Below are 25,493 nucleotides of genomic sequence, written 5' to 3' on the forward strand. Positions count from 1 at the left end.
GCTCAGCAGTCAGCAATCCCTGGGCGACAGGGGACCTGGCGTCCCCAAAAGTGGATCAGCAGGCGCGATTTCCCCATAGCCCTCGCCCAACTCCCCCGCCGCTCCGGGCTTGTTCAACACCGCATTTCATCGGTGGGGGCTCCGTCTACCTGAGGCAGCCTCGCCCACGCCCCACCGACGAAATGCTCACTGTTTCCCGCTGCCAGCTCCCGTCCAGCGCCAGGGCCGCCAGGGCGCCATGCTGGGCGATGATCGAAGGGTGGGTCACGGTGCTGGACGCCAGGGCCACCATGGCGGTGATGAGGGGGGCCGGAGCCGAGGCGGAACCCAGGCGGTAGCCCGTCATGGCGAAACGCTTGGAAAAGCTCTCCACCACGACGCAACGGTCCGCCAGATCCGGGGCCTGGGCCAGGAAGGGACGCTCGGGGCCATCGTAGGTCACGGTGCCGTAAACCTGATCCAGGATGATCCAGAGCCCCCGCTCCCGGGCCACCTGGGCCAGGTGAGCCAGACGTTCGGCATCCCAGACCCGCCCGGTGGGGTTGGAGGGCTGGTTCAGGATCACGGCCCGGGTCCGGGGACTCAGGGCCGCGTCGATGGCCTCAAGGGAAGGCAGGAGATCCTTCCCGGGCGGGACGATCACCGGCACGCCGCCGCACCAGAGGACTTGGTCCCGGAAGGTGGGCCAGTAGGGAGCGAAGATCAGCACCTCATCCCCGGGGTTCAGGATGCAGCGCAGGGCGTCATGGATGGCGGCCTTGCCGCCAGCGGTCATGATCGTGTTCTCCGCCGCCCGGACCACCCCGTCCCGGCGAGCCAGATCCTGGCTCACCGCATCCCTGAGGGCCGGAAGCCCCGCAGCGGGACCGTACTTCGTCCGCCCCTCCCGGATGGCGGCCATGGCAGCCTCCCGGGCCTCCAGGGGCGGCAAGAAGTCCGGCTCCCCGACCGTCAGGTCCACCGGGTCCGGGTGCTTGCACAGCGCCGCCGCCGCCGCCATGGTGGGCGAGATGCCCACCGACGAGGCGCGGGGATTGAGAGAAGGCATGGAATCAGCAGAAATCATCGAAAACCCTAAAAGAAAATTCCACCACTAAGCCACAAAGAACACCAAGAAAGGAAAAGAAAGAAAAAAACAAAACACAGATTTATCTTTTCTTTCTTTTGTTCTTCCTTCGTGCCTTGGTGTCTTCGTGGTGGAATTCATTTTTTACGACCAGATACGTCCCTGACCGGCCACGATGGGGCGCAGGTCGGCCATGAGCTGCTTGAGGTCCTCGCCCGTGAGGGCCTGTTCCTTGTCGCAGAGGGCCTGCTCGGGGTGGGGATGGGCCTCCACAATGAGACCGTCCGCACCGGCGGCGGCGGCGGCCAGGGCCAGGGGAGCCACCAGTTCCCGGATGCCTGCGGCGTGGGAGGGATCCACGATGACCGGCAGGTTGGTGGAACGCTTGATGACAGGCACGGCGCTCACATCCAGAGTGGAGCGGGTCGCGGTCTCGAAGGTGCGGATGCCGCGCTCACAGAGGATCACCTGCTGGTTGCCCCCGGCCAGAATGTACTCCGCCGCCAGCAGCAGCTCCTTGACGGTGGCGCTCATGCCGCGCTTGAGGAGGATGGGCTTGTCCAGGCGGCCCAGTTCCTTGAGCAGGCTGAAGTTGTGCATGTTGCGGGCGCCCACCTGGAGGATGTCGGCATGGGCCGCCACCGCCAGGATGTCCTCGATGGCCATGACCTCGGTGGTCACGGGCATCCCGTAGGTGCGGCCGGCTTCCTGGAGGTAGCGCAGGCCCTCAAGGCCGAGGCCCTGGAAGGCGTAGGGCGAGGTGCGGGGCTTGAAGGCGCCGCCCCGGAGGATGGTGGCCCCGGCGGCCTTGACCATGGCGGCGGACTCCAGGATCTGCTCCCGGCTTTCGACGGCGCAGGGGCCGGACATCATGACGAAGGTGCCTTCCCCCAGGGTCACATTGCCGATCTTGAAGGTGGTGCGCTTGGGCGCGGCCTTGGGCGTTTCCGGCACTGACTCGATGCGGCAGCTGGGTTGGACCGGAGGCAGGGCCACCGGAGCGGGGACATCCAGGTGCTGTTCCTGCTTCTTGGTGCGGAAGGGGTAGCTCCCCAGGATCCGGAGGTGGTTGCAGCAGGAACGCAGCTGGCGAAGGGCGGCGGAGAGGTTGGGGGAGTCCTTGTGACCCTCCACGTCCACGAAGAAGAGGTATTCCCAGGGGATATCGGGCTGGGGACGGCTCTCGATGCGGGTCAGGTTGGTGCCGGAATCCGCCAGGATGGCCAGGGCCTTGGCCAGGGCACCCTCGTGATGGTTGAGCTTGAAGACCAGGGAGGTCTTGCAGGGCAGGCGCTGATCGGGGACCTCGGGCTCCAGGGAGAGCAGGAGGAAGCGGGTCTCATTGCGCTCGCGATCGGCGATGCCCCGCTCCAGGACCACCAGGCCGTAGTGCTGGGCGGCCTCTTCTGAACAGAGGGCGCCCACGTGGCGCAGGTCCTCGGCCTCCAGGGAGGCGGCAGCTCCGGCGGTGTCAAACCAGGCCTGACGCTCGACGTTCTCCAGGCCCCGGAGGAAGGTTTCGCACTGGGTGAGGGCGGCGGGGTGGCTGCGCACCTCCCGCAGATCCTCCAGCTTGACGCCGGGACGGGCGGCCAGGACATGCTCCACCTCCCAGACTTCCTCGTCCACCACGTGCAGGGACTGGTCCACGATGAGGCGGTTCACGTCCAGGATGCTGCCGCCGATGCTGTTCTCCACCGGGAGGAAGGCGTAGTCGATCTCGCGATTCTGAAGGGCATCCACCACATCCGGGAAGGTTGGGTAGCCCCCCAGATCCACGGTGGCGCTGGTGCGGGTTGCCATCAGATGGGCGGAAGCCAGGGAGCTGTAGCACCCGGGAACGCCCTGGTAGCCCACCTTGAGGTGGTGGACCACCTGCTCGGAGGCCCCGGAGATCAGGGGCTCCTGAATGCGCCGGGAGTGGTTCAGGACTTCCTTCAGGATCCGGCGGGCGAAGGGGGCGGAGAGGCCCAGGGATTCGGCATCCTGCACCCAGTGGGCCTGGACATCCAGCTCCCGGGCACTGTCCAGGATCGCCTTGGCATCCTCGTTCCGCTTGGTGGTGGCCACCTGGCGCACCGCATCGAAGCGGCGGGCCAGGAGGCGGAGCAGTTCGCGATCCACCTCGTCGATCTCCTTGCGGACGAGATCGAGACCTTCAGGGCTTTCCTTGGGTGTGGGTTCCATGATGGATCCTCCGGATTCGATCCGCCCCCCAGGGTTCACGTCCGGGTATCAAAAAACCCGTCCACCAGGGAGTGCGGACGGGTTGCGACATGAACGTCGAGTCTAGGGTGTGTGCCAGCCTCGTCTTCAGCCAATCTCCCGCCCCCGCCAAGTAAATCGGCGGAAGGCGCAGGTAAAGGCGAAAAAGGAGGAGGGACGCATCGTTAAATATCCAGAATCAGACTAAGGCGCAACCGGAACCCGTGTCAAGGATGGGCTCGGCTCCAGGAGAAGCAAAGGCGTATCAGCCACAGGCCCATGGAATGGGCACAAGTGGATTCAAGACAGCGGACTTCTATTTGGGGAGTCTTGACATCGGTCAATCCATCCCGTGGCGTGACGGGGTATGAATGGAAGCCATGAGGCAAAGGCTCGCGCAGTTCCCAGGCAAGCTCAAAGGGGCCCCCCCGCCCCGGCGGGGCCAGGCCTCCCGCAGGTTCGCCCTGTGGGGGCTGCTCAGCGGAACCCTCGCGATCCTGGCCATCCAGGCGGTGGCTGGCTGGTGGGGGCAACCTCTACTCATCGGCTCCTTCGGGGCCTCGGCGGTCATGCTCTTCGGAGCCCCGGACTCCCCTCTCGCCCAGCCCCGGAACCTCATCGGTGGGCACCTGCTCTCAGCCCTGGTGGCAATCGGCCTGGTGGCCACCCTGGGGAGCCACCCATGGACGGCCGCCATCGGAGTGGGTCTGGCCATCGGACTCATGCACCTGACCCACACCACCCACCCCCCGGGCGGCGCCACAGCCCTCATCGGCGTCCAGGGCCATGCCACCTGGGGATTCCTCCTGGTGCCCGTTCTGGCCGGAGTGGCCATCCTCTTGATCATGGCCCTCATCACCAACAACATCGTGTACCACCGCCGCTACCCCAGGCACTGGACCTGAGGACCGAACAGAGTTGAAGCCAGGAGGGTGCGGAGCCCTCTCCCCTCTGCCAGACTGAAGCCATGGAACTGGATCCGCTCACGATCGGGCGCTACCACGTACAGCGGGAGATTGGCTCCGGCGCCATGGGCAAGGTCTATCTCGCGGAGGATCCGCTCCTGAAGCGCCCGGTGGCCATCAAGGTGGTACATGGCGGTGCCGCGGCCCAGGCAGCCGCCCTCAAGCGTTTCCAGCGGGAGGCGGAGATCAGCGCCCAGGTCAACCACCCCAACATCATCACCGTCCATGACGTGGGCGAGGAGAGCAACCTGGGGCCATTCCTGGCCATGGAGTACATTGAGGGACCGAGCCTGGAGGAGATCCTGGCGAAGGGGGCCCTGGCCCCGGAGCACGCCCTGCCCCTCCTGATCCAGGCCCTCCACGCCCTGGAGGCGGCCCACCAAGTGGGGATCATCCACCGGGATTTCAAGCCCGCCAACCTCCTGGTGGATCAGGCAGGCCGCCTCAAGCTCATGGACTTCGGCATCGCCCGCCAGGAAGATCATGGACTGACCGGATCGGGACTCCTCTGCACGCCCAGCTATGCGGATCCCGAACTCCTGAAAGGCAGTGCGCCGAGTCCGATCACCGACCAGTGGGCCTTCGCCGCCACAGCCTTCCAGTGCATCACGGGCCAGATGCCCTTCCAGGGGGCCAGCCTCAGCGAGCTCCTCTACCTGATCGCCCATGGGGAACCGGATCTCCCCACCAGCATGCCCCCCTCCCTCCGGGAGACCTTCCGGAAGGCCTTCGAGAAGGAACCCGCCCGGCGCCATCCGGATCTGCGCACCTTCCTGCGGGAGCTCGTGGGCCACCTTGACCTATCAGAGGAGGCGACCCAGCCCCTCCTTTCCTACCTGGAAGCCCCCCTGCCCACGGGTCCCATCAGCTCCCTGGCAACCCAGCCCCTGGCCCACGGGGCCCAGCGACGCACCCACGGGGCGATGTTCGCTGGCGGAGCCGTGGCTCTGGTGGTGGCAGCTGGCCTATACCTGGGCCTGCGTCCCCGACAGATCTCGATCCGGACAAGCCCCTCCGGAGCCCGGGTCCTGGCGGATGACCGCCCCCTGGGGCGGACCCCCCTGGTGGAGATATCCATCCCCCGGCGGACCAGACACCTGCGTTTCGAGCTGGAGGGGTTCCTGCCCCTGGACAAGAGTCTGGATCCCCAGGACAAGACCGTGGAGGTCTCCATGGAACGGGCGCCGGTCGTGGTCAAGATCCATAGCGAGCCCCAGGGTGCTGAGGTCTTCCTCGATGAGGTTCCCAAAGGGAGCACCCCCATGTCGGCCCTGGCGATCCCCGGAGAGGGCCAGCACCGCCTCACGCTGAGGAAGCCCGGCTACGAATCCTGGACCATGCAGGTGAGCCGCACCCGGCACCCCCCAGCCATGATCAGGCTCCGCAAGGAGGCCCCTGGATGGGACCGGGGCTTGATCAAGAAGATCTTTGGAAATAGCTAGGGACCGCCTTCGATCTCCGTTCCAGGAAGAGGCTGTTCCCGTCAATCCGCTTGGCCTCCTTCTTGGCGAGGCTGGCGGCGCTGGAGATCTCGTGGTGGCTAGGGAAGACTCCCGGCAGCACCTGGACGACCCCGATGGAGAGACTCAGGAGGGGATGGAAGGCCATGCTGCCCTTGCGATCCTCGGTCCAGTACCCCCCCTCCGCAAGATCCCCCGGATCGAAGAAACGGTTCCGCCCGGCCTCGAATGCCTCCAGGGTCGCGTGGCAGCGCCTCAGGGCATCCGGGCTCCGGAAGATCAGGATGAAGTCATCCCCGCCGACATGCCCGACGAAGTCCAGACCGAGATCCACGGAGCGTTCCAGGAGCTTGCCCGTCCAGTGGATGACTTCATCCCCCTTCCGGAATCCATAGACATCGTTGTAGGGCTTGAAGTGGTCCAGGTCGCAGTAGCAGACCGTAAAGGGTTGGCCCTGCTCGATCAACTCGTCCAGGCGTTCGCTGATGGGGACGTTGCCGGGCAGGCCAGTCAGAGGGTTGGCATAGCGGGCGGCATGGATCTGCATCTGGGTGATCTCGCGCATGAGATCGTGACCGCTTCCCATGCCCACATAGCGCCCCTGATAGGTGAGGATGAAACCGTGGAGGATGTGGCGCGGATCCGATTCCACGACCATGCGGCTCAGTTCATGGAGGCTGGTGCCCTGATCCACCACCAGGATGTTGCGCTCCATCAAGCCCTCGCACCCCTTTTTCCCGTACAGCTCGCGCATGAAGGGGCGAGCCATGGTGTCCATGAAGACGTGCCGGTTGATCAACCCCACCGGAAGGCCCTCCTGGACAATGGGGATGGACTGGAGATCCGGCGCGCGGGAAAAGCGCTCGTTCACCTGCCAGATCGAGGTATCGGGGGACTCCGACGGGATCTCTTGAACCAGCTTGCTGGCGGTGACACGGGTGTGGCTGATCCAGGTCAGTTCCTCCCCGCCGAGGCGTTTCTCGCGACAGACCCGCAGGACTTCCGGTGAAACCATCGGAACGGGCACCGGATGGGGCCTCCCCGTGAAGTATCCCTGGACGAAGTCCAGCTCCAGATCCCTCACCACCACCATGTCCGCTTCCAGCTCAACACCCTCGGCCACCACATGGGCCCCTGTCTTGCGGGCGATATCCCTCAGGGACCTCAGGAACTGGTGCTTGACCGGATCGGCGCTGACGCCACCAATGAAATGCTTGTCAATCTTCACATAATTCGGCCCGACCTCCGACCAAAGGCGAAGGCTGGAGAAACCCTCTCCCAGATCATCGATGGCCACCGCGAAGCCCATGGACTTGAGGGAGATCACCGCATCCTTGAGGGCCACGTAGTCCGTGAAGGGCTGCCCCTCCGTCAGCTCGATCACCACCTGCGAGGGCTCCAGGCCCAGGGCGCGCAGGGGCCCAGGATGGATCAGGTTCCGAACCAAGGAGCGGTGAAGCGAATCCGCGCTGACGTTCAGGAAGAGCCGCTGACCCAGTCCGCTTTCCGCGTAGGCCCTCACCAGGGTCTGACAGCAGGCGGCCTCCAGCTTGAAAGCCATCCCGAGGCGACGGGCGGCTCGGAAGAGGTTCAGGGGTGAATGGAGAACGCTGTCCGAGGGCCCCCGGATCAGCCCCTCGAAGCCGTGGACAGTCCCTTCCTTCAGATCCAGGATGGGCTGGAACATGGGCCGCAAGCGCCCATTTGCGAGGATGTCCTGTAACTCTGCATGCAGATCTTCCAGGGGGGGCATGAGATCCTTCTCTTCGCAAACCGCGACTGCGAGCATGGGTTGTCTTTCCTTAGGCCACCGACTCCAGGGGGCACTCCCGGTAGTCGAGAAAACACATGTCCTCCGCCAGATCCATCCCCAGTTCCTGAAGGGCGTCGTCTTCAGGATCGAAGACCCACTCCACCTCAACCCCGACCCCCTTGGCGGCGGCGGCGTCCAGGAGCTTGAAGATCTGACGGAAAGCCTTGGTGGAGGCACTGTTGATGTACTTCAGGTGGATGCAGGCGGAGAAGCGCGCGGGGTTGTGCGCCTCGAAGACGTCATTCAGGGCCTCGAAGAGGGGGGCGAAGAAGCGGAGGGGATTCTCGGGGTAGCACTCCCCGGCGATGCTGAGCCGGGCGTCCTTGCCGGAAAGCGTGACCTCCGGGGTCATGGGAGTGGCGGGCGAGTGGTAGGTTCGCATGCGGGTCATCCTTGGAAAGGTCAGACAACGGCCTTGATGATGAAGAAGGCGTGGCTCCCGTTGGAGGCGGGGTCAGAAGCGAAGGAGAACTCAATGGGGAACTTGCTGTCCCGGGCGATGGTAAGCAGGCCGAGCCCAGCCCCCTTGCTGATGCCGTCCTGGTTCTGGTGCTCGTCGTTGGCCACCTGGTGCTTGTAGCGTTCCTTGATCTCGGGAAGGCTGAGGCTGCGAAGCTCTGTCAAGCGTTCGGAGATCCGGGGGATGTATTCCACCTGCACCTGATTCCCGCAGACGATCCAGTAGCTGGAGCCATCCCACCCCAGGGCGATGGAGGCGCGCTTGTGGGGGTGCTGCTCGGAGCTGGGACCGTCCTCCGGAGCCGCGTAGTGGATGACGTTCTGGGCCATCTCGACGAAGGTGGAGAAGAGCTTGCGCCGGACAGGCCCCGCCACGCCCTGGGCCTCCAGGCGGTGGCGCAAGGCCTCGCCCAGGGCACCGAGGATGGCCTGGTTCAGGTCCCCGCTGAAGTAGTAGATGACATTGGCCTCCCGGGCCTGCCCCTGGAATCGCTCGAACTGTTCGATGTTCACTGACCCATCTCCGAGGTGAAGGCCAACAGGGTGACGTCATCCCGCCTGGCCTGGCTCCCCTGCCAGTCCGCAAAGTAGGGCAGAAAGGCCTCGCCGATCTCCCGGGCGGAACGGGACGCCACCATGCTGAACCACTCCCCCAGACGCTTCCGCCCCAGGGCGATGTCCTTGGGACCGCCCAGCTGGTCCGTGACCCCATCCGTGAAGAGCAGGATGCGGCTGTGGGGCTCCAGGGCCAGGTGACGGGTAGACCACACAGCCTCATCAGGGGTGTCCACGTACCCGATTCCGGCCCGTTCTCCGTCGAGGCACTGGAGCTCGGAGGAGCCCCCCTGGACGAGAAGCAGGGAGAGCCTGGCGCTGGCGAAACGCAGGGATGCCCCCCCCTCCGAAAGCAGGAAGCACAGGGCGTCCATGCCATCGTCGGACCTGGATGCGCCGGACGCGTGGGACTCCTTGCCCTGGGCCAGCACCTGCTTGATGTATCGGTTGAGGTCCCCCAGCACCAGACCTGGATCCACCTTCCCGGTCTCCCGGGTCACCCGCTGCTCCAGGAAGGAGAGGGCGATGAGGGTCATGAAGGCACCGGGAACACCATGCCCCGTGCAGTCGACCACGGCCCCGAAGAGCCCCTCCGGCAAGCGACGGAAGAAGTAGCAGTCGCCGCCCACCACATCCCGAGGCTGCCAGACCAGGGCATGATCCGTCAGGCCTGCCCCAAGGTCCTCCTGGGAGCTGCGCAGGTGGGAGCGCTGGATGGTGCTGGCGTATTCAATGCTCTGGAGGATCTGTCGGGACTTCTCGGCCTCCAGGGCCTCCATGGATTCCATGAGGGCAAACCCGGTCCCCAGCCCCGCATACAGGCCGTTCCGGGTGGTGATGAAACCATCCTTCAGGACCTTCGCCCCCTTGGCAACGGCACGTTTCACCAGTTCCTCGATGGGCGTTTCCGCATCCACAATCAGCGCATCCTTGTCCATCCACGCAATGCAGGATCTCCGGCCGAAGAGCTCCCGGGCATAGGGCCTGGCGTAGGCCTCCAGGAAGATGCTCCGGTTGATCAGGCCGATGGGGCAGCCGTCCTCGTTCACGACGGCCAGGGCCTCGGCCGCGGCGTCCTGCGCAAGGCACTGACGGACCTCCTCGTTGGTCATCTCGGACTCCACCGAAGGCACCCGTCTGGCGATCTGGTGAGCCCGGGTAATCAGGGACTTCTTGGTGGGCCCGGAGTCGCATATGGATGAGACGGCCAGAAGGTCATGCAGTCGCTCGATGGTGGTCAAGAGAGGTCCTCCTCAATGCCCTATCAGCCTGTGGCCCCGCCCAGCCTCCATCAAGCCAACTCGATGCGCCTTGTTTGTTAAAACGATGTTTCCAACAGTTATTTTACAATCATTACCAATCTCTTCACACAGACGTCCCGCCCTCTTCACACCAGAGCCTTCCCCTGAAAGGGAACGGAGGACGCCATGTTCCGACAACTCATCCCTGTGCTCACCCTCGCCATCGTGACGGTCGGGTGCCAAAGCCCCAGCTGGGGCCCCCAGAAGGAAACCCTCACTGCCACAGAAGCCCCCCCGGCGGAGGAAACCCCCCTCGTGGCCCAGCCCGTCATGGCGAAGCTGGATGCGGTCCTTCCGGGCTACCTCCCGGTAGCCGAGGCCCTGGAAGGCTCCCTTGAAGTGGTCGGCTCCGACTCCATGGACCCCCTGGTCCGGCTGTGGGCTGAGAATTTCCGTTCCATCTATCCGCGCATGGACTTCAAGATCATCTCAAAGGGCTCCGGAACGGCTCCCAAAGCACTCCTGGCGGGCACCGCCCAACTGGGGCCCATGAGCCGGGAGATGAACGCCGACGAGCTGGCTCAGTTCGAAGCGAAGTTCGGGTACGCCCCCACCCGGATCGTGGTGGCGGTGGACGCCCTGGCGGTCTACGTCAACGCCAACAATCCCATCCAGGCCCTCACCCTCCAGCAGGTGGACGCGATCTTCTCCAGCACCCGCAAGGGGGGGCATCCCCAGCCCATCGAGACCTGGGGCGACCTGGGGCTGACCGGGGAGTGGGCAGCCCGCACGATCCAGCCCTACGGGCGGGACCAGAATTCGGGCACCCGTGCATTCTTCCGGGAGCATGCCCTCCGGAAGGGCGAGTACAAACCCACCGTGAAGGCCCTGCCTGACCAGTTCGCCACCGTTGAGGCCGCCGCCATGGATGGCTCAGGAATCAGCTATGGCCCCGTCCAACACTCCGTGCGCATGGTCAAGGCTCTGCCCCTGGTCGATTTCGGGGGAAGCAAGGCCATGCTGCCCACGGTGGAGAACATCCTGGGGGCCAGCTACCCCCTGAACCGCTTCCTGTACATCTACGTAAACAAGGCCCCGGGCAAGCCCCTGCCCCTCCCCCTCCAGGAGTTCCTGACCTACGTCCTTTCCAGGGAAGGCCAGTCCGCCGTTTCCAACTTCGGCGCCATCCCCCTGCCCGGGGACATGGTCCGCATGAACATCTCCAAGCTCTGACCGCTGCCCCCAGCAAGAGACGGAAAGGGCCGCTTTCGCGGCCCTTTCCATTCATCAGCCCCGCTTGTCCAGGGACACGTACGGGCGTAGTTCGCGTCCGATGTAGACCTGCCGCGGACGGGCCAGCTTCTGCTCAGGATCCTTGAGCATCTCCACCCACTGGGCGATCCAGCCCACGGTGCGGGGCACCGCGAACATCACCGTAAAGAGGTTGGCGGGGAGGTTCATGGCCCGGTAGATGAGGCCGGAGTAGAAGTCCACGTTGGGATAGAGGCTGCGGGAGACGAAATAGTCGTCTGCCAGGGCCGCCTTCTCCAGCTCCAGGGCAACGTCCAGGAGCTTATTGTGCCCAGTCACCTCGAAGACGGCCTCGGCGGTCTTCTTGATGATGCGGCAACGGGGATCGTAGTTCTTGTAGATGCGGTGGCCGAAGCCCATCAGTCGGCCTTCGCCACGCTTGACCTTCTCGATGAAGGCGGGCACGTTCTCGGGACTTCCGATCTGCTCCAGCATCCGCAGCACCGCCTCGTTGGCCGCCCCATGGAGGGGACCGTAAAGGGCTGCCGCAGCACCCGCCAGGGCGGAATAGGGGTCCGCCTGGGAGGAGCCGATGGTGCGCATCACCGTGGTGCTGCAGTTCTGCTCATGGTCCACGTGCAGCATGAAGAGGACGTTCAGGGCCCGTTCCAGCACGGGATGGGGCTCGAAGTGGACCTCGGTCATGCGGAACATCATGCGCAGGAAGCTGCCCAGGTAGCTCAACCCGTCATCCGGTCTATTGATGGGCCAGCCCTGGTTGTGACGGTAGGTGTAGGCGGCGATGGTCGGCACCTTGGCGATCATTCGCACGATCTGGAGCCGCATGAGCTCGGGATCCGTGATGTTCCGGGCCTCGGGGTACAGGGTGGAGAGGGAGGCCACAGAGCTGATGAAGACGCTCATGGGATGGGCGTCGTAACGGAAGGCCTGGATCAGGTTCTGGATGTTCGTGTGCACCATGCTGTGATGCGCGATCTCGAACTCCCAGGCCGCCAGTTCCTGACGGGTGGGCAGTTCCCCGTAGATGACCAGGTAGGCCGTCTCCAGGAAGGTGCTGTGCTCCGCCAGCTGCTCGATGGGGTAGCCCCGGTAATGCAGGATCCCCTTGTCCCCCTCGATGAAGGTGATGGCGCTCTTGGTTGAGGCCGTATTGGTCAGCCCCGGATCGTAGGTCATCAGGCCGAAGTCGCCCTCATTGGCCTTGATCTGGCGAAGGTCCATGGCCCGGATGGTTCCCATCTGGATGGGGATCTCGTAGCTCTGGCCCGTACGGTTGTCCGTGATGGTGAGTGTCTCTTTTGCCATGGCACCCCCTAAAGTGTCGATTGAAGCCTCTTGGCGACCTGATCCAGGAAGCCCTCGGTGTTCTCATAGCCCTTGGCGGCGGGCACCACTAGGCTCACGAGATCCTTGGTGACCACGCCCTCTTCGATGAGACTGATCACCGCATGCTCGAGCTTGTCGGCGAAGCCCACCACCTCAGGGGTTCCGTCCAGCTCACCCCGCTTCCGGATGGCGCCGGTCCAGGCGAAGATCGAAGCCACCGAATTGGTGCTCGTGGCATTGCCCTTCAGGTGCTCGTAGTAGTGGCGGCGAACCGTCCCGTGGGCAGCCTCGTATTCGAAGCAGCCATCGGGGCTCACCAGCACGGAAGTCATCATGCCCAGGCTGCCGAAACCCGAGGCGATCATGTCCGAGAAGACATCGCCATCGTAGTTCATGCAGGCCCACAGCATGCCACCCTCGTGCTTCATGATCTGGGCCACGGCGTCGTCGATGAGGAGGTAGCGGTAGCTGATGCCCGCAGCCTGGAAATCAGCCTCACGCTTGGCCACCTCGGCCCCGAAGAGCTCCTTGAAGCGCCCGTGGTATTTCTTGCTGATGGTGTCCTTGGCCGCGAACCAGAGGTCCACCTTCTCGGAGAGGGCGTAGGCGATGCAGGCCTGGGCAAAGGAGATGATGGAGGGATCGGCATTGTGCATCCCCATGACGACGCCGCCGCCCTTCTTGAAGGTGTGGACGGGAATCGTAACGGCCTCGCCCCCCTCGGGGGTGTAGACCATCTCGACCACGCCTGGGCCCGGCACCACGAAGTCCTGGGACTTGTAGATGTCGCCGTAGGCGTGGCGCCCAATCATGATGGGCTTCTTCCAGCTCCGCACGGCGGGCTCGATGTTCTTGACGGTGATGGGCTTGCGGAAGACCGTGCCATCCAGGATGCTCCGCAGGGTGCCATTGGGGCTGAGCCAGCACTTCTTGAGTTTGTACTCGTCCATCCGGTCGGCATCGGGCGTGATGGTGGCGCACTTGACGCCCACCCGGTGCTTCTTGATGGCCAGGGCCGCCTCGGTGGTCACGGCGTCATCGGTCTCGTCCCGGTGGGGCAGGCCCAGGTCGTAGTATTCCAGGTCCACATCCAGGTAGGGCAGGATCAGCTTTCCCTTGATGGAGGCCCAGATGATGCGGGTCATTTCATCGCCGTCGAGCTCGACGATGGGATTCTTCACCTTGATCTTGCTCATTTCGACTCCTTGGCGTGGGCGAGGGAGCCGCCAGCCAGCACGATGGCCCGCTGACGCTCGCTGAGCTCAACCTTCACTTCGAAGGAGGTGCCCTTGGTGCGGTTCTGGACGATGATGGCGGTCCCCTCGGCGATGGCCTTGCGGATGCCGGGGATCTCCAGGCGATCCGAAGCGTCCACCTTGGCCAGATCAGCCTCGTCCTTGAAGATCAGGGGCAGGATGCCGAAGTTCACCAGGTTGGCAGCGTGGATGCGCTCGAAGGACTGGGCCAGGACGGCCTTGACCCCCAGGAAGGCGGGACAGATGGCGGCGTGCTCCCGGGAGGAGCCCTGGCCGTAGGAAGCCCCAGCCACGATGATGTTGTGAACCCCGGCGTCCCGACTGGCGGAAGCGCGACGGGAGAAGTCCGCATCCACGTTCTCGAAGACGAACTCGGCGTAGGCCTTGATGTTGGAGCGGAACTTCATGCGGGAACCCGCAGGGGCGATGTGATCCGTGGTGATCTTGTCTCCCAGTTTGATGGAGGCCAGGCCCACGAGGTCCGCCGGGTAGGGTTCGCTCTTGAGGGGCTCGCCGATATTGGGTCCGCGCTGGATCTCCACTGCGGCGGGATCTGGGGTCTCCTCGGGACGGATGATCATGCGGTCGTCCACCAGGAAGGTCGCGGGGGCCTCCACCTGGGGGTAGGCCATGCCCAGATCCCTGGGATCGGTGATCCTGCCGGTGATCACGGCAGCTGCGGCGGTCTCGGGACTCACCAGGAAGACCTGGGCGTCCTGGGTGCCGGAGCGGGCCTCGAAGTTGCGGTTGGAGGTGCGCAGGCTGACGCCCCCGCTGTTGGGGGACTGGCCATTGCCGATGCAGAAGCCACAGCAGGGCTCCACAAAGCGGCCACCGGCGGCCACCAGCATGTCGTAGTAGCCGTCCTTGGTGATGTTGCGGACCACCTGCTTGGAGCCGGGGGTCACCACGAAGCTGACATCGGGGTGGGAGACCTTGTCCTCCAGCACCTTGGCGGCGGTGGCCAGATCCCGGTAGGAGGAGTTGGTGCAGGAGCCCAGGCAGACCTGCTGCACGGGGGTACCGGCGATGTCTCGGACCCTGGCGATGTTGCCGGGGCTGTGGGGCAGCGCAGCAAGGGGCTCCAGTTCGCTGAGATCGATCTCGACGGTCTTGAAGTACTCGGCATCCGCATCGGCGGCGAGTTCGGCGTAGGCTTCCTCGCGTCCCTGGGACTTCAGGAAGGCCAGGGTGGTCTCATCGCTGGGGAAGATGGAGGTGGTGACGCCCATCTCGGCGCCCATGTTGGCGATGGTGGCGCGCTCAGGCACCGAGAGGGTCTTCAGGCCCTCCCCGGCGTATTCCATGATGCAGCCCACGTTGCCCTTGGTGCCGAAGAGCTCCAGCATCTTGAGGGCCACATCCTTGGCGGAGACCCAGGGCTGGAGGGCGCCCTTCAGCTTCACCTGGATGACCTTGGGGCAGCTCATGTAGAAGGGGCCGCCGCCCATGGCCATGGCCACATCCAGGCCACCGGCGCCGATGGCGATCATGCCGATGCCGCCCCCGGTGGGGGTGTGGCTGTCGGAGCCCAGGAGGGTGCGACCGGGCTTGCCGAAGCGCTCCAGATGCACCTGGTGGCAGATGCCATTGCCAGCACGGGAGAGGTAGAGGCCGTACTTCCGAGCCACACTGGCCAGGTAGCGGTGGTCATCAGCATTCTCGAAACCCACCTGCAGGGTGTTGTGGTCGATGTAGCTCACCGAAAGCTCGGTCTGGACCTTCGGGATGCCCATGGTCTCGAACTGAAGGTAGGCCATGGTGCCGGTGGCGTCCTGGGTCAGGGTCTGATCGATGCGGATGCCGATCTCCGTGCCAGGCTCCCAGGATCCCTTGAGAATCCTCGGTTCCAAGATCTTGCGGGTGAGACTCTTTCCCATGCAATGCTCCCATGCGGTTGAAGAAGGTGAACTATGGCCGTTTCGGGCCGGAATCGGCTCCCCTGACCCGCGAGCGTCGGGAAGCGAACCGGAGACTTAAGAGTAATCGTTTCTTTTCATGAAAAAAAATGACGAATCCATGACAAGTCCTCCCGCGAGGAATCCGCCTCCGGAAAATCCCTGGAAACAGGATTTCCCGCACCCCAAAAAAAATGCGGAAGGGGCGAGAACCCTTCCGCATCTCCTGGGCTGGCGGTTCAGATCAGGGCCCGATGGCCAGGATCCCCTGCTCTCCAGTCCTCACTCGGTAGCATTCCTCCAGGGACAGGACGAAGACCTTGCCGTCACCCACCCGGGGGGGCTCGGAGCAGGCTGCCTTCAGGATGGTCTTGACCGCGATGTCGGCGTATTCGTCGTTCACGGCGATCTCCAGCTTCACCTTGGGAAGGAGCCGGATGGTGCCCTGGCGGCCCCGGAACTGCTCCGTGAAGCCCTTCTGACTTCCGCAGCCCCGGACATCGGACACGGTCATCAAGTGGATTTCCTTCTCGACCAGGGCGGCCTGAACCGCTTCGAACCGATCTGGCCGGATGATGGCTACAACCATCTTCATGGGATTACCCTCCTTTCAAGTAGTGGGTTACTTCTTCGACAGTTCCACAGGCAGACCGGCGGGGGCGGATAGAGCGGAGATCACGTATTCGGGATAGGCCGAGATGCCGTGCTCGTGGAGATCCATGCCATCCAGCTCACCTTCCTTGGAGATGCGGAGAAGACCAATGGCATCAACAGCCTTCATGACAGCGTAGGACACGATCACGGTGGCGGAGAAGATGATGAAGCTGCCGATGAACTGGGCGATGAGGACCTTGAAGCCACCGCCATAGAAGAGGCCCGTCAACAGGGTGGTGGTATTCGGGGAAAGGGGGTCGCTGCCGATGGCGGAGAACTCACCCGAAGCGAAGAGCCCGAGGGAAAGCGTGCCCCAGATGCCGTTCATCAGGTGCACCGGGACAGCGCCGATGGGGTCGTCGATGCGGAGGTATTCCAGCAGATCGGTTCCGAGGATAACCACAAACCCGGCGATGCCACCGATGATGATCGAACCGAAGGGGCTGACCCAGTAGCAGGGGCAGGTGATGGCCACCAGGCCCGCCAGGAAGCCGTTGGTGATGGAGCCCGCATCCCACTTGCCGGTGCGGTAGTAGACAAAGGAGACGGAGGTCATGCCAGCGGCGCAGGCGGCCAGGGTGGTGTTGGCGGCCACGCGGCCGATGCCCTGGAAGTCCATGGCGGAGAGGGTGCTGCCGGGGTTGAAGCCATACCATCCGAACCAGAGGAAGAGGCCGCCCACCACCGCGATGGTCAGGTCGTGGGGCATCATGGGGCCGCCGCCATCCCGCTTGAACTTGCGCCCGATGCGGGGGCCGAGGACGATGGCACCCACCAGAGCCACGGCACCACCGATGGTGTGGACGACAGTGGAACCCGCAAAGTCATGGAAGTTCATGCCGAGGGAAGGGAGGAACTTGCCAGCACTGCCCATGGTGGCCAGGAAGCCGTCTGGGCCCCAGGCCCAGTGGCCCGCGATGGGGTAGATGAAGCCCGAGACCGCGATGCTGTAGAGGATATCGCCCCAGAAACCCGTGCGGCCAACCATGGCACCGGAGGTGATGGTGGAGGCGCAATCCGCAAAAGCGAACTGGAAGAGCCAGTGGGCCAGGATGGGGATCCCCGTGGCACCGAAGGTCGCCGGGGTGTTCTTCAGGAAGAACCAGTGGGTGCCAATGAAGCCATTACCCTCACTGAACATGAAGGCGTAGCCGAAGGCCCAGAAGAGGATGCCGCAGAGGCAAGTGTCGAAGACGCACTCCACCAGCACATTCACGGTTTCCCGTGAACGGCAGAAGCCCGCCTCCAGCATCACGAAGCCAGCCTGCATGGCGAAGACCAGGAAAGCCGCAATGAGCGTCCAGACCGTATTGAGGGGGTTGACAATATCGGAGGCAGCGACGGTGGGGGCCGGAGTTGCGACGGGCGCCGGGGCGGGAGCGGGTGCCCCCACGGCGGCAGAGTCCATCTGGACTGCAGCAGGAGCGGGAGCCGGAACGCTGTCCGCATGGGCCCGGCTGCCGGAGAGCAGCATGGGGATGAGGATCACCATGGCAACCGTGAGGGCCAGGCCCATGAGCTTGCCAGTGGCCAGCAGGGCGCCATAACGCCGCCATTCCGGATCCTTCATCCGGACACTCAAGCGAGAAAGCTTTTCCCCGAAGGACAGCTTCTCGCTGGGGGGAGGTAGGTGTGCCATAGAGTGCTCCTTATAGAAGTGTGAGCCCCAGGTGGGGGACCATTGGATTGAGCGAAAAAGGCATTCATAGACCTATGCAGACAGGCCGAAGGCTTTGGGTCGAGCGCCCTGATGCAGCGCCGTCATCCAGAAAATGCCCCAGGGAGAATCGCAAAGGCGACGGTAGCCCCGGACTGCCATAACCCTTCGCAGGGTTCGTGCCAAAGGGAGATCGGCCACCCCTCTAAATGAGTTCATTTGCTAAAATACAATGACTTAAAAACAATAATCTTCCACCACGCTATGTAATATCGAATTAAAAATACACAAAAAGTATACATTTTTGTTGTTTTATACCTTTTTGCGACATGAGTGCGAATTCCGGCCACTTCCTCCAGCAAAGACTTCTGAACAGATATGCACAAAAAATGAGAGTTAGATGCGAACATGCAGCCCATACACCCATCAAATCCAGATAGGGCTCCCTCTATCCATGGAGGTTCATCCCCGAATATTTGAAATATTTTCATACATTTTTGTATTATCTCGATACGTCTTTTAATAGAAAAATAAATGTATATACATGAAGTATAACAACTTATATCAAATATCGAAAAATTGCCAATTTCGGCACAAGCCATGCACAGAAGGTTCCGTCACCCGACACCTCGGCCAGATTCCCCCGAGGCCCTCTCAAAGGAGAACCTGATGAACCTGAAGCCCCTGCTGCTGGTCGGCACCCTTTCCACCATGGGCAATCTGGCCCATGCAGAGGACACCAAGCCCGCCTCTCCCCATACCCTCACCGGCAACTTCAGCCTGACCACGGACTACACCTTCCGCGGCCTGACCCAGAACGACGGCAAGCCCGCTCTCCAGGGTGGCTATGACTATGCCCACAGCTGCGGTTTCTACGCGGGATTCTGGGGCTCCAACGTGTCCTGGGTCGAGGATGGCGGTGTCGGCAGCAACTCCCTCGAAACCGATTTCTACCTGGGCTATAAATTCAGCCCCGTCAAGGATGTCACCGTGGACATCGGCGCCGTCGAATACTATTACCCCGGCACCTATGAGGGCAGCGTGAAGCCCCACACCACCGAGGCTTACCTGGGCTTGAGCTACAAGTGGGTCACCCTGAAGTACAGTCACGCCATCAGCAACGACTGGTTCGCCTTCGAAGACTTCAAGAACACCAAGTATTACGAGTGCAACGCCAGCCTGCCCCTGCCCCAGGGCCTTACCCTCGGTCTGCACGCCGGCCGCCAGGACTTCGCGTCCGAGCACAACGACCTCGACTACAACGACTACAAGGTCGCCCTGACCAAGGAGATCGTCCCCACCTTCACCCTGGGTCTGGCCTACACCTACGCCAGCAACAAGGACAGCTACGTGAGCGTCGTGGATGGTGACTCCCTCGGCGGCAGCCGGGTGGCCCTGACCCTCACCAAGGCTTTCTAGAAACGGCGGAAAGCCTCTAAGCCAAAGCTACATCTTTGGAGGCCGGAGCACGGGTTCATACACTTTTGTAATGAAAATAGTTATTCCGTGCCAGAGCTGCCAACAACCAAGAAATGCAATAAAATGACTTACATGAACACGGCAGCTCCGGCACGGACCCTGCATAAGACCATGACAGCAGGGAGAGAGACCATGAACATGGTGGTCATCCATACACGCCACATGAGGAATGAACAGAAGAAGCGCATTGAGGAAGCCTTGATCGCGGCGCTCCACAAAGAGGGTTTCCCCGCGGGTCAGGCCGTGCTGCATTTCGAACTGGAGAGCTCCGCCCATCCATCCGAAGGCGGCCCCGCAGGGGCGGTGGACCATCCCGACCCTGCCACCCAGATTTCACCTGAGTTCAAGACCCGCGCCCGCCGTACCAACGCAGAACTCCAGGCCCTCAAGACACAGATCGTTGAAGCCATGAAGACACATGGAACCCTGACAAGCTTCCAGGCCAGGAAGCTCCTGGGTCTCACAGAATGCAACTGGGCCCCCCCTGCCCTCCGCCGACTCTTCGGAGAACTGGAAGACGAAGGTCTGGTGGTCCAGCGGGGAGTCAAGCGGAACACCTGCTATGTCTGGCAGGGATCTGATGAGCACGATCATTGACATTGCCAAGGAGGGGATTCTCTGAGAGACTGACCCTTCGCGTCCCACTTCCGGGACTCTCCTTGCTTCGGGCTGTGTACCGAAGCTTCATATCCACAAGGAGGATAATAGATGCGTCGTTATGAGACGATCTTCGTCGCCTCCCCCACTTTGACGGACGAGCAGGTTGACGAGCTCGTGCGCAATTTCGAGGGAATCATCGCCGAGCAGGGTGGCGAACTGCTCAAGACCGACAAGTGGGGCCGCAAGAAGCTGGCCTACGAAGTCCAGAAGTTCAGCGAAGGCTACTACACGCTCTTCGAGATGAACGCTGGTTCCACGCTCATCGCTGAGCTGGAGCGCCGTTTCCGCAACAACGATTCCGTGATCAAGTACCTCTCCGTCCGCATGGACGTCCAGGCCAAGGCCGCCGATCGCCAGAAGGTCCGCTACGACCGCGAAGCCAAGCGCAAGGCCCAGGCCGGGATCAAGGACCGTAGTGCTGAAGAGGTGATGGGATGAAGCGCAAGGCTGACGCAAAGGGCAAGCCCAAGAAGAAGAAGGCTTTTGGCGGACGGCGCAGCAAGTTCTGCAAGTTCTGCGTCGAAAAGTCCACAATGATCGACTACAAGGATGTGAAGACCCTGTCTTCCTTCACCCCTGAGCGCGGCAAGGTCCTGCCCCGCCGCACCAGTGGTGTCTGCGCCCTGCACCAGCGCATGCTGGTCGAGGCCATCAAGCGCGCCCGCAATATCGCGCTGCTGCCCTTCGCCACGGACTAGTTCCGCGGAACACCTGCTAGCTTGGGGCCGCCTTTGGGCGGCCCTTGGTGTAGATGGGTGCGGCTTCAAGGTAAGCTATCCCCTTGCAGGCACCCCCTTTTCACACTTAGCCAGCAGGTAATCCATGCCACCCCTTGGCTCGTCCTTCGCCCAATCCAACCTCAGCCTCCTCATCATGACCGCCAAGCGGCAGATCAAGCAGTTGGGCACTGCTGGGCTGAAACGATTCCGCCTCACCGACCAGCAGTGCCTGCTGCTGGAAACGCTGCGGGAGGTGGGCCCCGTCTGCCTGAGCGACCTTGCGACAGAGCTCCGCCTGGACCACCCCACAGCCTCCCGACTGGTCCACACCTTAGAGGAGCGGGCCCTGCTCAAGGTGAGACTGGACCCGAAACACCGGCGCCGGGTGCTCATTCACCTGGACGAGGACAACCAGACCTTCCTGGACGAACTTCACCACATCGTGCAGACCTACCGGTCGCGCCTGGAAGCCGGACTGACGGAAGAGGAGAAGAGCACCCTCCGCGCCTGCCTGGGCAAGCTTGTGACGAACCTGGACACCATGGAGCAGGACCTGCTGGCGGGGAGGATCGGGAGCGTCGGTCAGCCCCTCGCGTAGCGCTGAAGCTTGGGGATATCCACGATACGCACCACCGGGAAGGTGCTCTGGATCAGCCCCAGGTCCGACAGGAGCCGCAGGGCCCGGCTGAAGGCTTCGCGACTGGCACCAATGCACTGGGCCAGATCCTCCTGGGTCTGGGAGAACTCCACCAGCGTGCGGTTGGGGTTGCGCTGCTGGTGATCCAGGATGAGTTGGGCCACCCGCTCCGGCACACTGTGAAGACTGAGGGTCTCCACCAGAGAGATGAGGTTGCGGACCTTGGAGGCGAAATGTCGGATGATGGCATCCGCCACCACCGGATTGCCCAGGGCGATGCGCTTGAGGGCCGTTGCCGGGATCAACAGGCACTCCGTCTCCCCACGGGCCTCGGCCCCGGAGGCGATGGGACCTCCGTCGAAGGCCTGGACCTCGCCAACGAAGCTGCCGGGGTGCGTGAGATCCAGCACCTGCATCTTCCCGCGACCATCGGTCCTGAAGACCTTGAAGGCCCCCCGAAGAACCACAAATACCCCCGGAATCTGCTCCCCGAGGGTGAAAACCGGGTCCCCATCGGCGTAGCGACGCACCTCGCAAAGGGCACTGAGTTCCTGGAGCTCAACAGAGGTAAGCCCCTCCAGGAAACTGACCTTCCTCAGGTTTTCCACCGTCTGACCCATGGGGTCCCCTCCAGGTTCCATTCGAATTTTTACCATACTTCCGGCGCCTATCTTCCAAAAAGCCCCGCCGGAGCGGGGCTTTAATGGGTATAAACAGCCGAAATACTACTTCACGCGTTCCATGTAGGTGCGATCCACCGTGTTCACCCGGATCTTCTGGCCCGACTCCATGTAGGGGGGCACGTTGACCGTGACGCCATTCTCCATCTTGGCCGGCTTGTAGGAACCGGTGGCGTTGGCGTTCTTCATGACGGGCTCGGTCTCGACGATTTCAAGCACCACACTGGCGGGCAGGGTAGCCGAGAGGGGCGTCCCGTCGTTGAACTCGATCTCCAGCTCCATGTTGGGCTGAAGGAAGACGATATCGTCCCCGAGGATCTCCTTGGAGAGCTCGGTCTGCTCGTAGGTCTCGTTGTTCATGAAGACGAGGTTGTCGCCGTCCTCGTAGAGGTATTCGAGCATGTGCTGCTCAAGGCTGGCCCGCTCGATCTTGTCGGAGGAGCCGAAGCGGTTTTCGCGGTTGATGCCGTCCTTGAGGCGCTTCATCTTGGTGACCACCCGAGCCGGGAGGTTGCCAGGGGTCTGATGTTCCACGCTGATGACCCGGCAGAGCTCACCTTCGTAGTTGATGATCATGCCGGCACGGAGCTGGGTCGCAAGGATGTTGGCCATGGTTTCCTCGGTTCTAACGGACAAAAGCCCCTGATGCTTCAGGGGCCTTTGAGGTGGTGGGCGTACCAGGGTTCGAACCTGGGACTTCTACCGTGTGAAGATAGCACTCTACCGCTGAGTTATACGCCCGCAGAAACCCTAGTCTAGCAGGTCTTCACGGGATGTCCAGGACAGTTTTCGGCAAGGCGTCGCTCCTGGCGGTCGAGGAAGGCAGCGATGGCTGCCAGATTCGCCTCCTTCCCTGGACCAGTCTTCCTCCAGAGCCCCAGCATGTCCTCGGGGCAGCCCACCCGCTCGTAGATCGCCTCCACAGCCAGGCCCAGGGCCTGGAGGGTGAGGGGGGCATCCAGGGCATCCTTCAGGAGGGCCAGCCTCCAGCGATCCTGGGCCCGCTCCCAGCGGCGGCTCCCCGGTCGCGGCACCTTCCCGGTGCTTTCAGCGCACGCGTCCCAAAGCGTCGCTTCGAATTCCAGCATCCCGATCCCTTCCAGCGCCAGGAGATCCAGGCAGGCGGGGCCCTCTGCGCCCTGCCTCCGGACCCAAGCCAGAATCGTCTCCGGAGCAAGGAATCCGAAGTCGTACCCCACAATCACTTCATCCCAGCCGGGTCGCTCCCCCGCAGGGGTGTGACGGATCAAGAGTGCCAGCCAGTGTTCACCACTCATGGGTCACCTCAGGTCAGGACAGAAGGTGGAGGGCGAGATGGACGCCGACCCGGGCGCTGAGCTCGCCGCCCTCCAGGGTAGGAGCCAGCTCCATCAGGTCCGCCCCAACCCAGGGCACATCCCACTGATGAGCCAGATGGAGGAGCGGAATCAGCTCAGAAGTCGATAGCCCACCGGGCACCGGCTCAGCCACCGCCGGACAGAAGGCCGGATCCAGGACATCCAGATCCAGGCTCAGGTAGGAAGCCCCCTGCCCGACCCGCGCGATATCACTCTTCAACTGCGTGTGCAGACGCGCATCCCGCATGTCCCAGGGGCTCCAGAAACGGAACCCGGCATCGCTCAGGAAGGCCAGTTCTTCGCTATCAAAGCGCGGGGCCCGCAGCCCAAGCTGGACACAGCGGCGCCCGTCCAGGAGCCCTTCCTCCAGGGCACGCCGGACCCAGGTGCCATGGTGCAGGGTGCTCCCCCAGGGCTCGCCATCGGAAGCGTCAGGGTGGGCATCGAAGTGCAGCAGTCCAAGGGGCCCATGGATCCGGGCCAAAGCCCGCAAGGCCCCCAGCGTCATCAGGTGATCTCCCCCCAGCATCAGAGGACGTGCTCCCTGAGCGGCCCAGGCGCTCACCCACTGGGCCACCGCCCCCAGGGCTTCCTCGGCGGAGAAGGGACGCGTGGGGATGTTGCCCCCGTCTACCCAATCCACCCCGGTCCAGCCGCTCCGCCCTTCCTCCCGCCCCTGTAGGCGGAGGGGCATGGGCAGGCGGCCCATCCCCAGGCTCGCGCTCCGAAGGGCCCAGGGACCCATCCGGGCCCCTGGGCGGTGAATGACGCCACCATCGAAGGGCGCCCCCAGCACCACGCCTGCGGCGGGACACGGCTCCGCAGCCAGGGAGAGACCGAGAAAGGAGGTAACCCCGGAAAGAAAGGGATGGAGAGGATTTTCAAGCGTCAAGGAGCGTCTCCAAGAGTGCGTCGGATGGCATCGACCCAGGCGGTCTCGTCCGGGAAGTCGCAGGGTTTCATCAGGGTGCCTGGCCGCACGCCAAGCCGTGTGTATCCATGCAGAGCCATGGTTTTCAGGTGAGGCACCAGCTCGGCTTCTCCCACCCAGGGGTACCAGGTGTCGGGGCTGGAGAGATGGATCGGGAGCAGAGACACCCCCTTGCGGAAGGCGGCGCAGATCCCCCCACGAAAGAGGGGGGCCAGTCGGGGGCCCCGGGTGGTGGTGCCTTCGGGAAAGAGCAGAAGAGGTTCCCCGGCATCCATGGCCCCCATTAGCCCCTGGAGGGCCGAGGTGCGGCTCGCCAGACTCTCCCGCTGGACGAAACGCAATCCGTGACGGCGGGCAAGGTTGCCGATGAGGGGATAGTCCGCCACCTCGGCCTTGGCGAGAACCTGTGCAGGACGCAGGCTGAGGAGAACCAGGGGATCCAGCCAGCTCATATGGTTGGCAACCCAGATCGGCGCCTCGTCCGTAATGGCCCCTTTCACCTGGACCTGGACGCCCAGAGCCTTGAGGACATCGCGGGACCAGTGGCCGAGATCCTCCGGGGAAGGCTCCCGCAGACAGCTTCCCAGCCCCCTGCCAAGGGTCAGCCCCAGCACTCTGGCCAGGCGCCAGAAGGCATCGCTACCGGACACAGTGCCGTCCGCCGTGGACAGGAGGGTGTTCACGAGACCAGCCGAAGGCGGCTGTAGCGGGCCCGGATCCGCTCCATGTCCTCGCGGGTGATCACAGACCAGAGGCGCTTGTCGCCCTTGCGGTAGTAGTCATCCACCTCTGCGACCACCCTTGCGCCCAGGGACTGATGGACGCTGCGGGCATCGGCGTTATCGGGCTCCACCAGAAAGCGGCACTCCTCCATCCCCTCCGCCACCAGCTTGGAAACCATGGCCCGGATCAGCAGGTAGTTGGTCCGCCCCTTCTGGTAATCGGGGTGCACCGCCAGGGTGGCGCAGTAGGCCGTCCGACCGCTGGGGAAGTTCAGCACGTAGCCCACGGGCCGCTCTCCGTCCAGGGCGAGGAAGCACCACTCGGGATAGAGCTCCGTGCAGAGCCGGAGATAGTGGGGACAGAGCTCCCCGGTGGCATCCCCACCCCAGACTTCGTGCTCCAGACGACGCAGGTGCCAGAAGTCGGAAGACTGCAGGGAACGAACGTGCAGACCGGGGCTTTGGATCTGGATCGGGCTCATGGGCCACCTCCTGGAGACC

25 protein-coding genes and 1 tRNA gene are annotated in these 25,493 nt (G+C 63.4%); 8 read left to right on the forward strand and 18 right to left on the reverse strand.

The window, feature by feature from the left end:
- Window positions 1-145 precede the first annotated feature (145 nt).
- Entirely contained in the window at window positions 146-1,048 is a 903-nt protein-coding gene (locus HOLFODRAFT_RS22080; protein WP_158412983.1) for a pyridoxal phosphate-dependent aminotransferase, read from the reverse strand.
- 162 nt (window positions 1,049-1,210) lie between these two features.
- Window positions 1,211-3,253, reverse strand: a complete 2,043-nt coding sequence (gene aroF / locus HOLFODRAFT_RS23585; RefSeq protein WP_005035287.1) for a 3-deoxy-7-phosphoheptulonate synthase — start codon at window positions 3,251-3,253, stop codon at window positions 1,211-1,213.
- A gap of 398 nt (window positions 3,254-3,651) precedes the next feature.
- On the opposite strand from aroF, the gene HOLFODRAFT_RS0217240 reads away from it, so the two are divergent.
- Together HOLFODRAFT_RS0217240 and HOLFODRAFT_RS23590 are read left to right on the forward strand one after the other, a co-directional pair.
- Window positions 3,652-4,176, forward strand: a complete 525-nt coding sequence (locus HOLFODRAFT_RS0217240) for an HPP family protein (protein WP_043487237.1) — start codon at window positions 3,652-3,654, stop codon at window positions 4,174-4,176.
- 62 nt (window positions 4,177-4,238) lie between these two features.
- The gene (locus tag HOLFODRAFT_RS23590) at window positions 4,239-5,678 is read left to right on the forward strand and encodes a serine/threonine-protein kinase (RefSeq protein WP_005035284.1); all 1,440 of its coding nucleotides are present in this window, start codon (window positions 4,239-4,241) and stop codon (window positions 5,676-5,678) included.
- Here HOLFODRAFT_RS23590 and HOLFODRAFT_RS0217250 read toward each other — a convergent pair.
- From HOLFODRAFT_RS0217250 to HOLFODRAFT_RS0217265, 4 genes are read right to left on the reverse strand one after another with little or no spacing between them, the layout of a single operon-like run.
- Window positions 5,653-7,485, reverse strand: coding sequence for a GGDEF domain-containing protein (locus tag HOLFODRAFT_RS0217250; protein WP_005035282.1), 1,833 nt, complete (start codon window positions 7,483-7,485; stop codon window positions 5,653-5,655). The genes HOLFODRAFT_RS23590 and HOLFODRAFT_RS0217250 overlap by 26 nt on opposite strands.
- A 13-nt stretch (window positions 7,486-7,498) precedes the next feature.
- Window positions 7,499-7,891, reverse strand: coding sequence for a DUF1987 domain-containing protein (locus HOLFODRAFT_RS0217255; protein WP_005035280.1), 393 nt, complete (start codon window positions 7,889-7,891; stop codon window positions 7,499-7,501).
- 20 nt (window positions 7,892-7,911) lie between these two features.
- Window positions 7,912-8,481, reverse strand: a complete 570-nt coding sequence (locus HOLFODRAFT_RS0217260) for a SiaB family protein kinase (protein ID WP_005035279.1) — start codon at window positions 8,479-8,481, stop codon at window positions 7,912-7,914.
- Window positions 8,478-9,764, reverse strand: coding sequence for a PP2C family protein-serine/threonine phosphatase (locus HOLFODRAFT_RS0217265; RefSeq protein WP_005035276.1), 1,287 nt, complete (start codon window positions 9,762-9,764; stop codon window positions 8,478-8,480). The genes HOLFODRAFT_RS0217260 and HOLFODRAFT_RS0217265 overlap by 4 nt, the downstream gene beginning before the upstream one ends.
- Before the next feature lie 186 nt (window positions 9,765-9,950).
- Here HOLFODRAFT_RS0217265 and HOLFODRAFT_RS22095 point away from each other — a divergent pair, with 186 nt between their 5' ends.
- The gene (locus tag HOLFODRAFT_RS22095; RefSeq protein WP_005035273.1) at window positions 9,951-10,997 is read left to right on the forward strand and encodes a PstS family phosphate ABC transporter substrate-binding protein; all 1,047 of its coding nucleotides are present in this window, start codon (window positions 9,951-9,953) and stop codon (window positions 10,995-10,997) included.
- A 54-nt stretch (window positions 10,998-11,051) separates the two neighbouring features.
- On the opposite strand, the gene HOLFODRAFT_RS0217275 is transcribed toward HOLFODRAFT_RS22095, so the two are convergent.
- From HOLFODRAFT_RS0217275 to HOLFODRAFT_RS0217295, 5 genes are all read right to left on the reverse strand, one after another.
- Window positions 11,052-12,341, reverse strand: coding sequence for a citrate synthase (locus HOLFODRAFT_RS0217275; RefSeq protein ID WP_005035270.1), 1,290 nt, complete (start codon window positions 12,339-12,341; stop codon window positions 11,052-11,054).
- 8 nt (window positions 12,342-12,349) lie between these two features.
- Complete coding sequence (locus HOLFODRAFT_RS0217280; RefSeq protein ID WP_005035268.1) at window positions 12,350-13,558, reverse strand: NADP-dependent isocitrate dehydrogenase; 1,209 nt, start codon at window positions 13,556-13,558, stop codon at window positions 12,350-12,352.
- The gene (locus HOLFODRAFT_RS0217285) at window positions 13,555-15,498 is read right to left on the reverse strand and encodes an aconitate hydratase (RefSeq protein ID WP_005035266.1); all 1,944 of its coding nucleotides are present in this window, start codon (window positions 15,496-15,498) and stop codon (window positions 13,555-13,557) included. Before HOLFODRAFT_RS0217285 ends, HOLFODRAFT_RS0217280 begins: the two co-directional genes overlap by 4 nt.
- A 262-nt stretch (window positions 15,499-15,760) precedes the next feature.
- Window positions 15,761-16,111, reverse strand: coding sequence for a P-II family nitrogen regulator (locus tag HOLFODRAFT_RS0217290; RefSeq protein WP_005035265.1), 351 nt, complete (start codon window positions 16,109-16,111; stop codon window positions 15,761-15,763).
- A gap of 27 nt (window positions 16,112-16,138) precedes the next feature.
- Window positions 16,139-17,809 carry an ammonium transporter gene (locus HOLFODRAFT_RS0217295; protein WP_005035262.1) on the reverse strand — a complete coding sequence of 557 codons (1,671 nt, stop codon included), beginning with the start codon at window positions 17,807-17,809 and terminating at the stop codon, window positions 16,139-16,141.
- A gap of 687 nt (window positions 17,810-18,496) precedes the next feature.
- Here HOLFODRAFT_RS0217295 and HOLFODRAFT_RS22100 point away from each other — a divergent pair.
- From HOLFODRAFT_RS22100 to HOLFODRAFT_RS0217320, 5 genes are all read left to right on the forward strand, one after another.
- Window positions 18,497-19,246, forward strand: a complete 750-nt coding sequence (locus tag HOLFODRAFT_RS22100; RefSeq protein ID WP_005035259.1) for a TorF family putative porin — start codon at window positions 18,497-18,499, stop codon at window positions 19,244-19,246.
- 192 nt (window positions 19,247-19,438) lie between these two features.
- Window positions 19,439-19,903, forward strand: a complete 465-nt coding sequence (locus HOLFODRAFT_RS0217305) for a hypothetical protein (protein WP_005035257.1) — start codon at window positions 19,439-19,441, stop codon at window positions 19,901-19,903.
- A 111-nt stretch (window positions 19,904-20,014) separates the two neighbouring features.
- Complete coding sequence (gene rpsF / locus HOLFODRAFT_RS22105) at window positions 20,015-20,404, forward strand: 30S ribosomal protein S6 (protein ID WP_005035255.1); 390 nt, start codon at window positions 20,015-20,017, stop codon at window positions 20,402-20,404.
- Window positions 20,401-20,664, forward strand: coding sequence for a 30S ribosomal protein S18 (rpsR, locus tag HOLFODRAFT_RS0217315; protein WP_005035253.1), 264 nt, complete (start codon window positions 20,401-20,403; stop codon window positions 20,662-20,664). Before rpsF ends, rpsR begins: the two co-directional genes overlap by 4 nt.
- Before the next feature lie 124 nt (window positions 20,665-20,788).
- Window positions 20,789-21,283, forward strand: a complete 495-nt coding sequence (locus HOLFODRAFT_RS0217320; protein WP_005035251.1) for a MarR family winged helix-turn-helix transcriptional regulator — start codon at window positions 20,789-20,791, stop codon at window positions 21,281-21,283.
- On the opposite strand, the gene HOLFODRAFT_RS0217325 is transcribed toward HOLFODRAFT_RS0217320, so the two are convergent.
- The 7 genes from HOLFODRAFT_RS0217325 to HOLFODRAFT_RS22115 form a co-directional block, all read right to left on the reverse strand.
- Window positions 21,268-21,942 (reverse strand): Crp/Fnr family transcriptional regulator, encoded by a 675-nt coding sequence (locus tag HOLFODRAFT_RS0217325; RefSeq protein WP_005035249.1) that lies wholly within the window; start codon window positions 21,940-21,942, stop codon window positions 21,268-21,270. The two genes, HOLFODRAFT_RS0217320 and HOLFODRAFT_RS0217325, sit on opposite strands and share 16 nt — an antisense overlap.
- A 105-nt stretch (window positions 21,943-22,047) precedes the next feature.
- Entirely contained in the window at window positions 22,048-22,614 is a 567-nt protein-coding gene (gene efp / locus HOLFODRAFT_RS0217330; protein ID WP_005035247.1) for an elongation factor P, read from the reverse strand.
- Between the two features lie 54 nt (window positions 22,615-22,668).
- Window positions 22,669-22,743, reverse strand: a tRNA-Val gene (locus tag HOLFODRAFT_RS0217335).
- 14 nt (window positions 22,744-22,757) lie between these two features.
- Window positions 22,758-23,279: a hypothetical protein gene (locus HOLFODRAFT_RS0217340; RefSeq protein WP_005035244.1), complete on the reverse strand. Its 522-nt coding sequence runs from the start codon at window positions 23,277-23,279 to the stop codon at window positions 22,758-22,760.
- 13 nt (window positions 23,280-23,292) lie between these two features.
- Window positions 23,293-24,231 carry an arginase family protein gene (locus HOLFODRAFT_RS0217345; RefSeq protein ID WP_005035241.1) on the reverse strand — a complete coding sequence of 313 codons (939 nt, stop codon included), beginning with the start codon at window positions 24,229-24,231 and terminating at the stop codon, window positions 23,293-23,295.
- Complete coding sequence (locus HOLFODRAFT_RS23595; protein ID WP_005035238.1) at window positions 24,228-24,953, reverse strand: lysophospholipid acyltransferase family protein; 726 nt, start codon at window positions 24,951-24,953, stop codon at window positions 24,228-24,230. The genes HOLFODRAFT_RS0217345 and HOLFODRAFT_RS23595 overlap by 4 nt, the downstream gene beginning before the upstream one ends.
- The gene (locus HOLFODRAFT_RS22115) at window positions 24,950-25,474 is read right to left on the reverse strand and encodes a GNAT family N-acetyltransferase (RefSeq protein WP_005035235.1); all 525 of its coding nucleotides are present in this window, start codon (window positions 25,472-25,474) and stop codon (window positions 24,950-24,952) included. Before HOLFODRAFT_RS22115 ends, HOLFODRAFT_RS23595 begins: the two co-directional genes overlap by 4 nt.
- Between the last annotated feature and the right edge of the window lie 19 nt (window positions 25,475-25,493).

This window comes from Holophaga foetida DSM 6591, from assembly GCF_000242615.2.
GTDB lineage: Bacteria > Acidobacteriota > Holophagae > Holophagales > Holophagaceae > Holophaga > Holophaga foetida.

What these genes read in the sequence shown, in the direction of transcription:
- HOLFODRAFT_RS22080 (WP_158412983.1), bottom strand. Translation starts at nt 1,048, where the DNA reads ATGCCTTCTCTCAATCCCCGCGCCTCGTCGGTGGGCATCTCGCCCACC.
- aroF (WP_005035287.1), bottom strand. Translation starts at nt 3,253, where the DNA reads ATGGAACCCACACCCAAGGAAAGCCCTGAAGGTCTCGATCTCGTCCGC.
- HOLFODRAFT_RS0217240 (WP_043487237.1), top strand. Translation starts at nt 3,652, where the DNA reads ATGAGGCAAAGGCTCGCGCAGTTCCCAGGCAAGCTCAAAGGGGCCCCC.
- HOLFODRAFT_RS23590 (WP_005035284.1), top strand. Translation starts at nt 4,239, where the DNA reads ATGGAACTGGATCCGCTCACGATCGGGCGCTACCACGTACAGCGGGAG.
- HOLFODRAFT_RS0217250 (WP_005035282.1), bottom strand. Translation starts at nt 7,485, where the DNA reads ATGCTCGCAGTCGCGGTTTGCGAAGAGAAGGATCTCATGCCCCCCCTG.
- HOLFODRAFT_RS0217255 (WP_005035280.1), bottom strand. Translation starts at nt 7,891, where the DNA reads ATGCGAACCTACCACTCGCCCGCCACTCCCATGACCCCGGAGGTCACG.
- HOLFODRAFT_RS22095 (WP_005035273.1), top strand. Translation starts at nt 9,951, where the DNA reads ATGTTCCGACAACTCATCCCTGTGCTCACCCTCGCCATCGTGACGGTC.
- HOLFODRAFT_RS0217275 (WP_005035270.1), bottom strand. Translation starts at nt 12,341, where the DNA reads ATGGCAAAAGAGACACTCACCATCACGGACAACCGTACGGGCCAGAGC.
- HOLFODRAFT_RS0217280 (WP_005035268.1), bottom strand. Translation starts at nt 13,558, where the DNA reads ATGAGCAAGATCAAGGTGAAGAATCCCATCGTCGAGCTCGACGGCGAT.
- HOLFODRAFT_RS0217285 (WP_005035266.1), bottom strand. Translation starts at nt 15,498, where the DNA reads ATGGGAAAGAGTCTCACCCGCAAGATCTTGGAACCGAGGATTCTCAAG.
- HOLFODRAFT_RS0217290 (WP_005035265.1), bottom strand. Translation starts at nt 16,111, where the DNA reads ATGAAGATGGTTGTAGCCATCATCCGGCCAGATCGGTTCGAAGCGGTT.
- HOLFODRAFT_RS0217295 (WP_005035262.1), bottom strand. Translation starts at nt 17,809, where the DNA reads ATGGCACACCTACCTCCCCCCAGCGAGAAGCTGTCCTTCGGGGAAAAG.
- HOLFODRAFT_RS22100 (WP_005035259.1), top strand. Translation starts at nt 18,497, where the DNA reads ATGAACCTGAAGCCCCTGCTGCTGGTCGGCACCCTTTCCACCATGGGC.
- HOLFODRAFT_RS0217305 (WP_005035257.1), top strand. Translation starts at nt 19,439, where the DNA reads ATGAACATGGTGGTCATCCATACACGCCACATGAGGAATGAACAGAAG.
- rpsF (WP_005035255.1), top strand. Translation starts at nt 20,015, where the DNA reads ATGCGTCGTTATGAGACGATCTTCGTCGCCTCCCCCACTTTGACGGAC.
- rpsR (WP_005035253.1), top strand. Translation starts at nt 20,401, where the DNA reads ATGAAGCGCAAGGCTGACGCAAAGGGCAAGCCCAAGAAGAAGAAGGCT.
- HOLFODRAFT_RS0217320 (WP_005035251.1), top strand. Translation starts at nt 20,789, where the DNA reads ATGCCACCCCTTGGCTCGTCCTTCGCCCAATCCAACCTCAGCCTCCTC.
- HOLFODRAFT_RS0217325 (WP_005035249.1), bottom strand. Translation starts at nt 21,942, where the DNA reads ATGGGTCAGACGGTGGAAAACCTGAGGAAGGTCAGTTTCCTGGAGGGG.
- efp (WP_005035247.1), bottom strand. Translation starts at nt 22,614, where the DNA reads ATGGCCAACATCCTTGCGACCCAGCTCCGTGCCGGCATGATCATCAAC.
- HOLFODRAFT_RS0217340 (WP_005035244.1), bottom strand. Translation starts at nt 23,279, where the DNA reads ATGAGTGGTGAACACTGGCTGGCACTCTTGATCCGTCACACCCCTGCG.
- HOLFODRAFT_RS22115 (WP_005035235.1), bottom strand. Translation starts at nt 25,474, where the DNA reads ATGAGCCCGATCCAGATCCAAAGCCCCGGTCTGCACGTTCGTTCCCTG.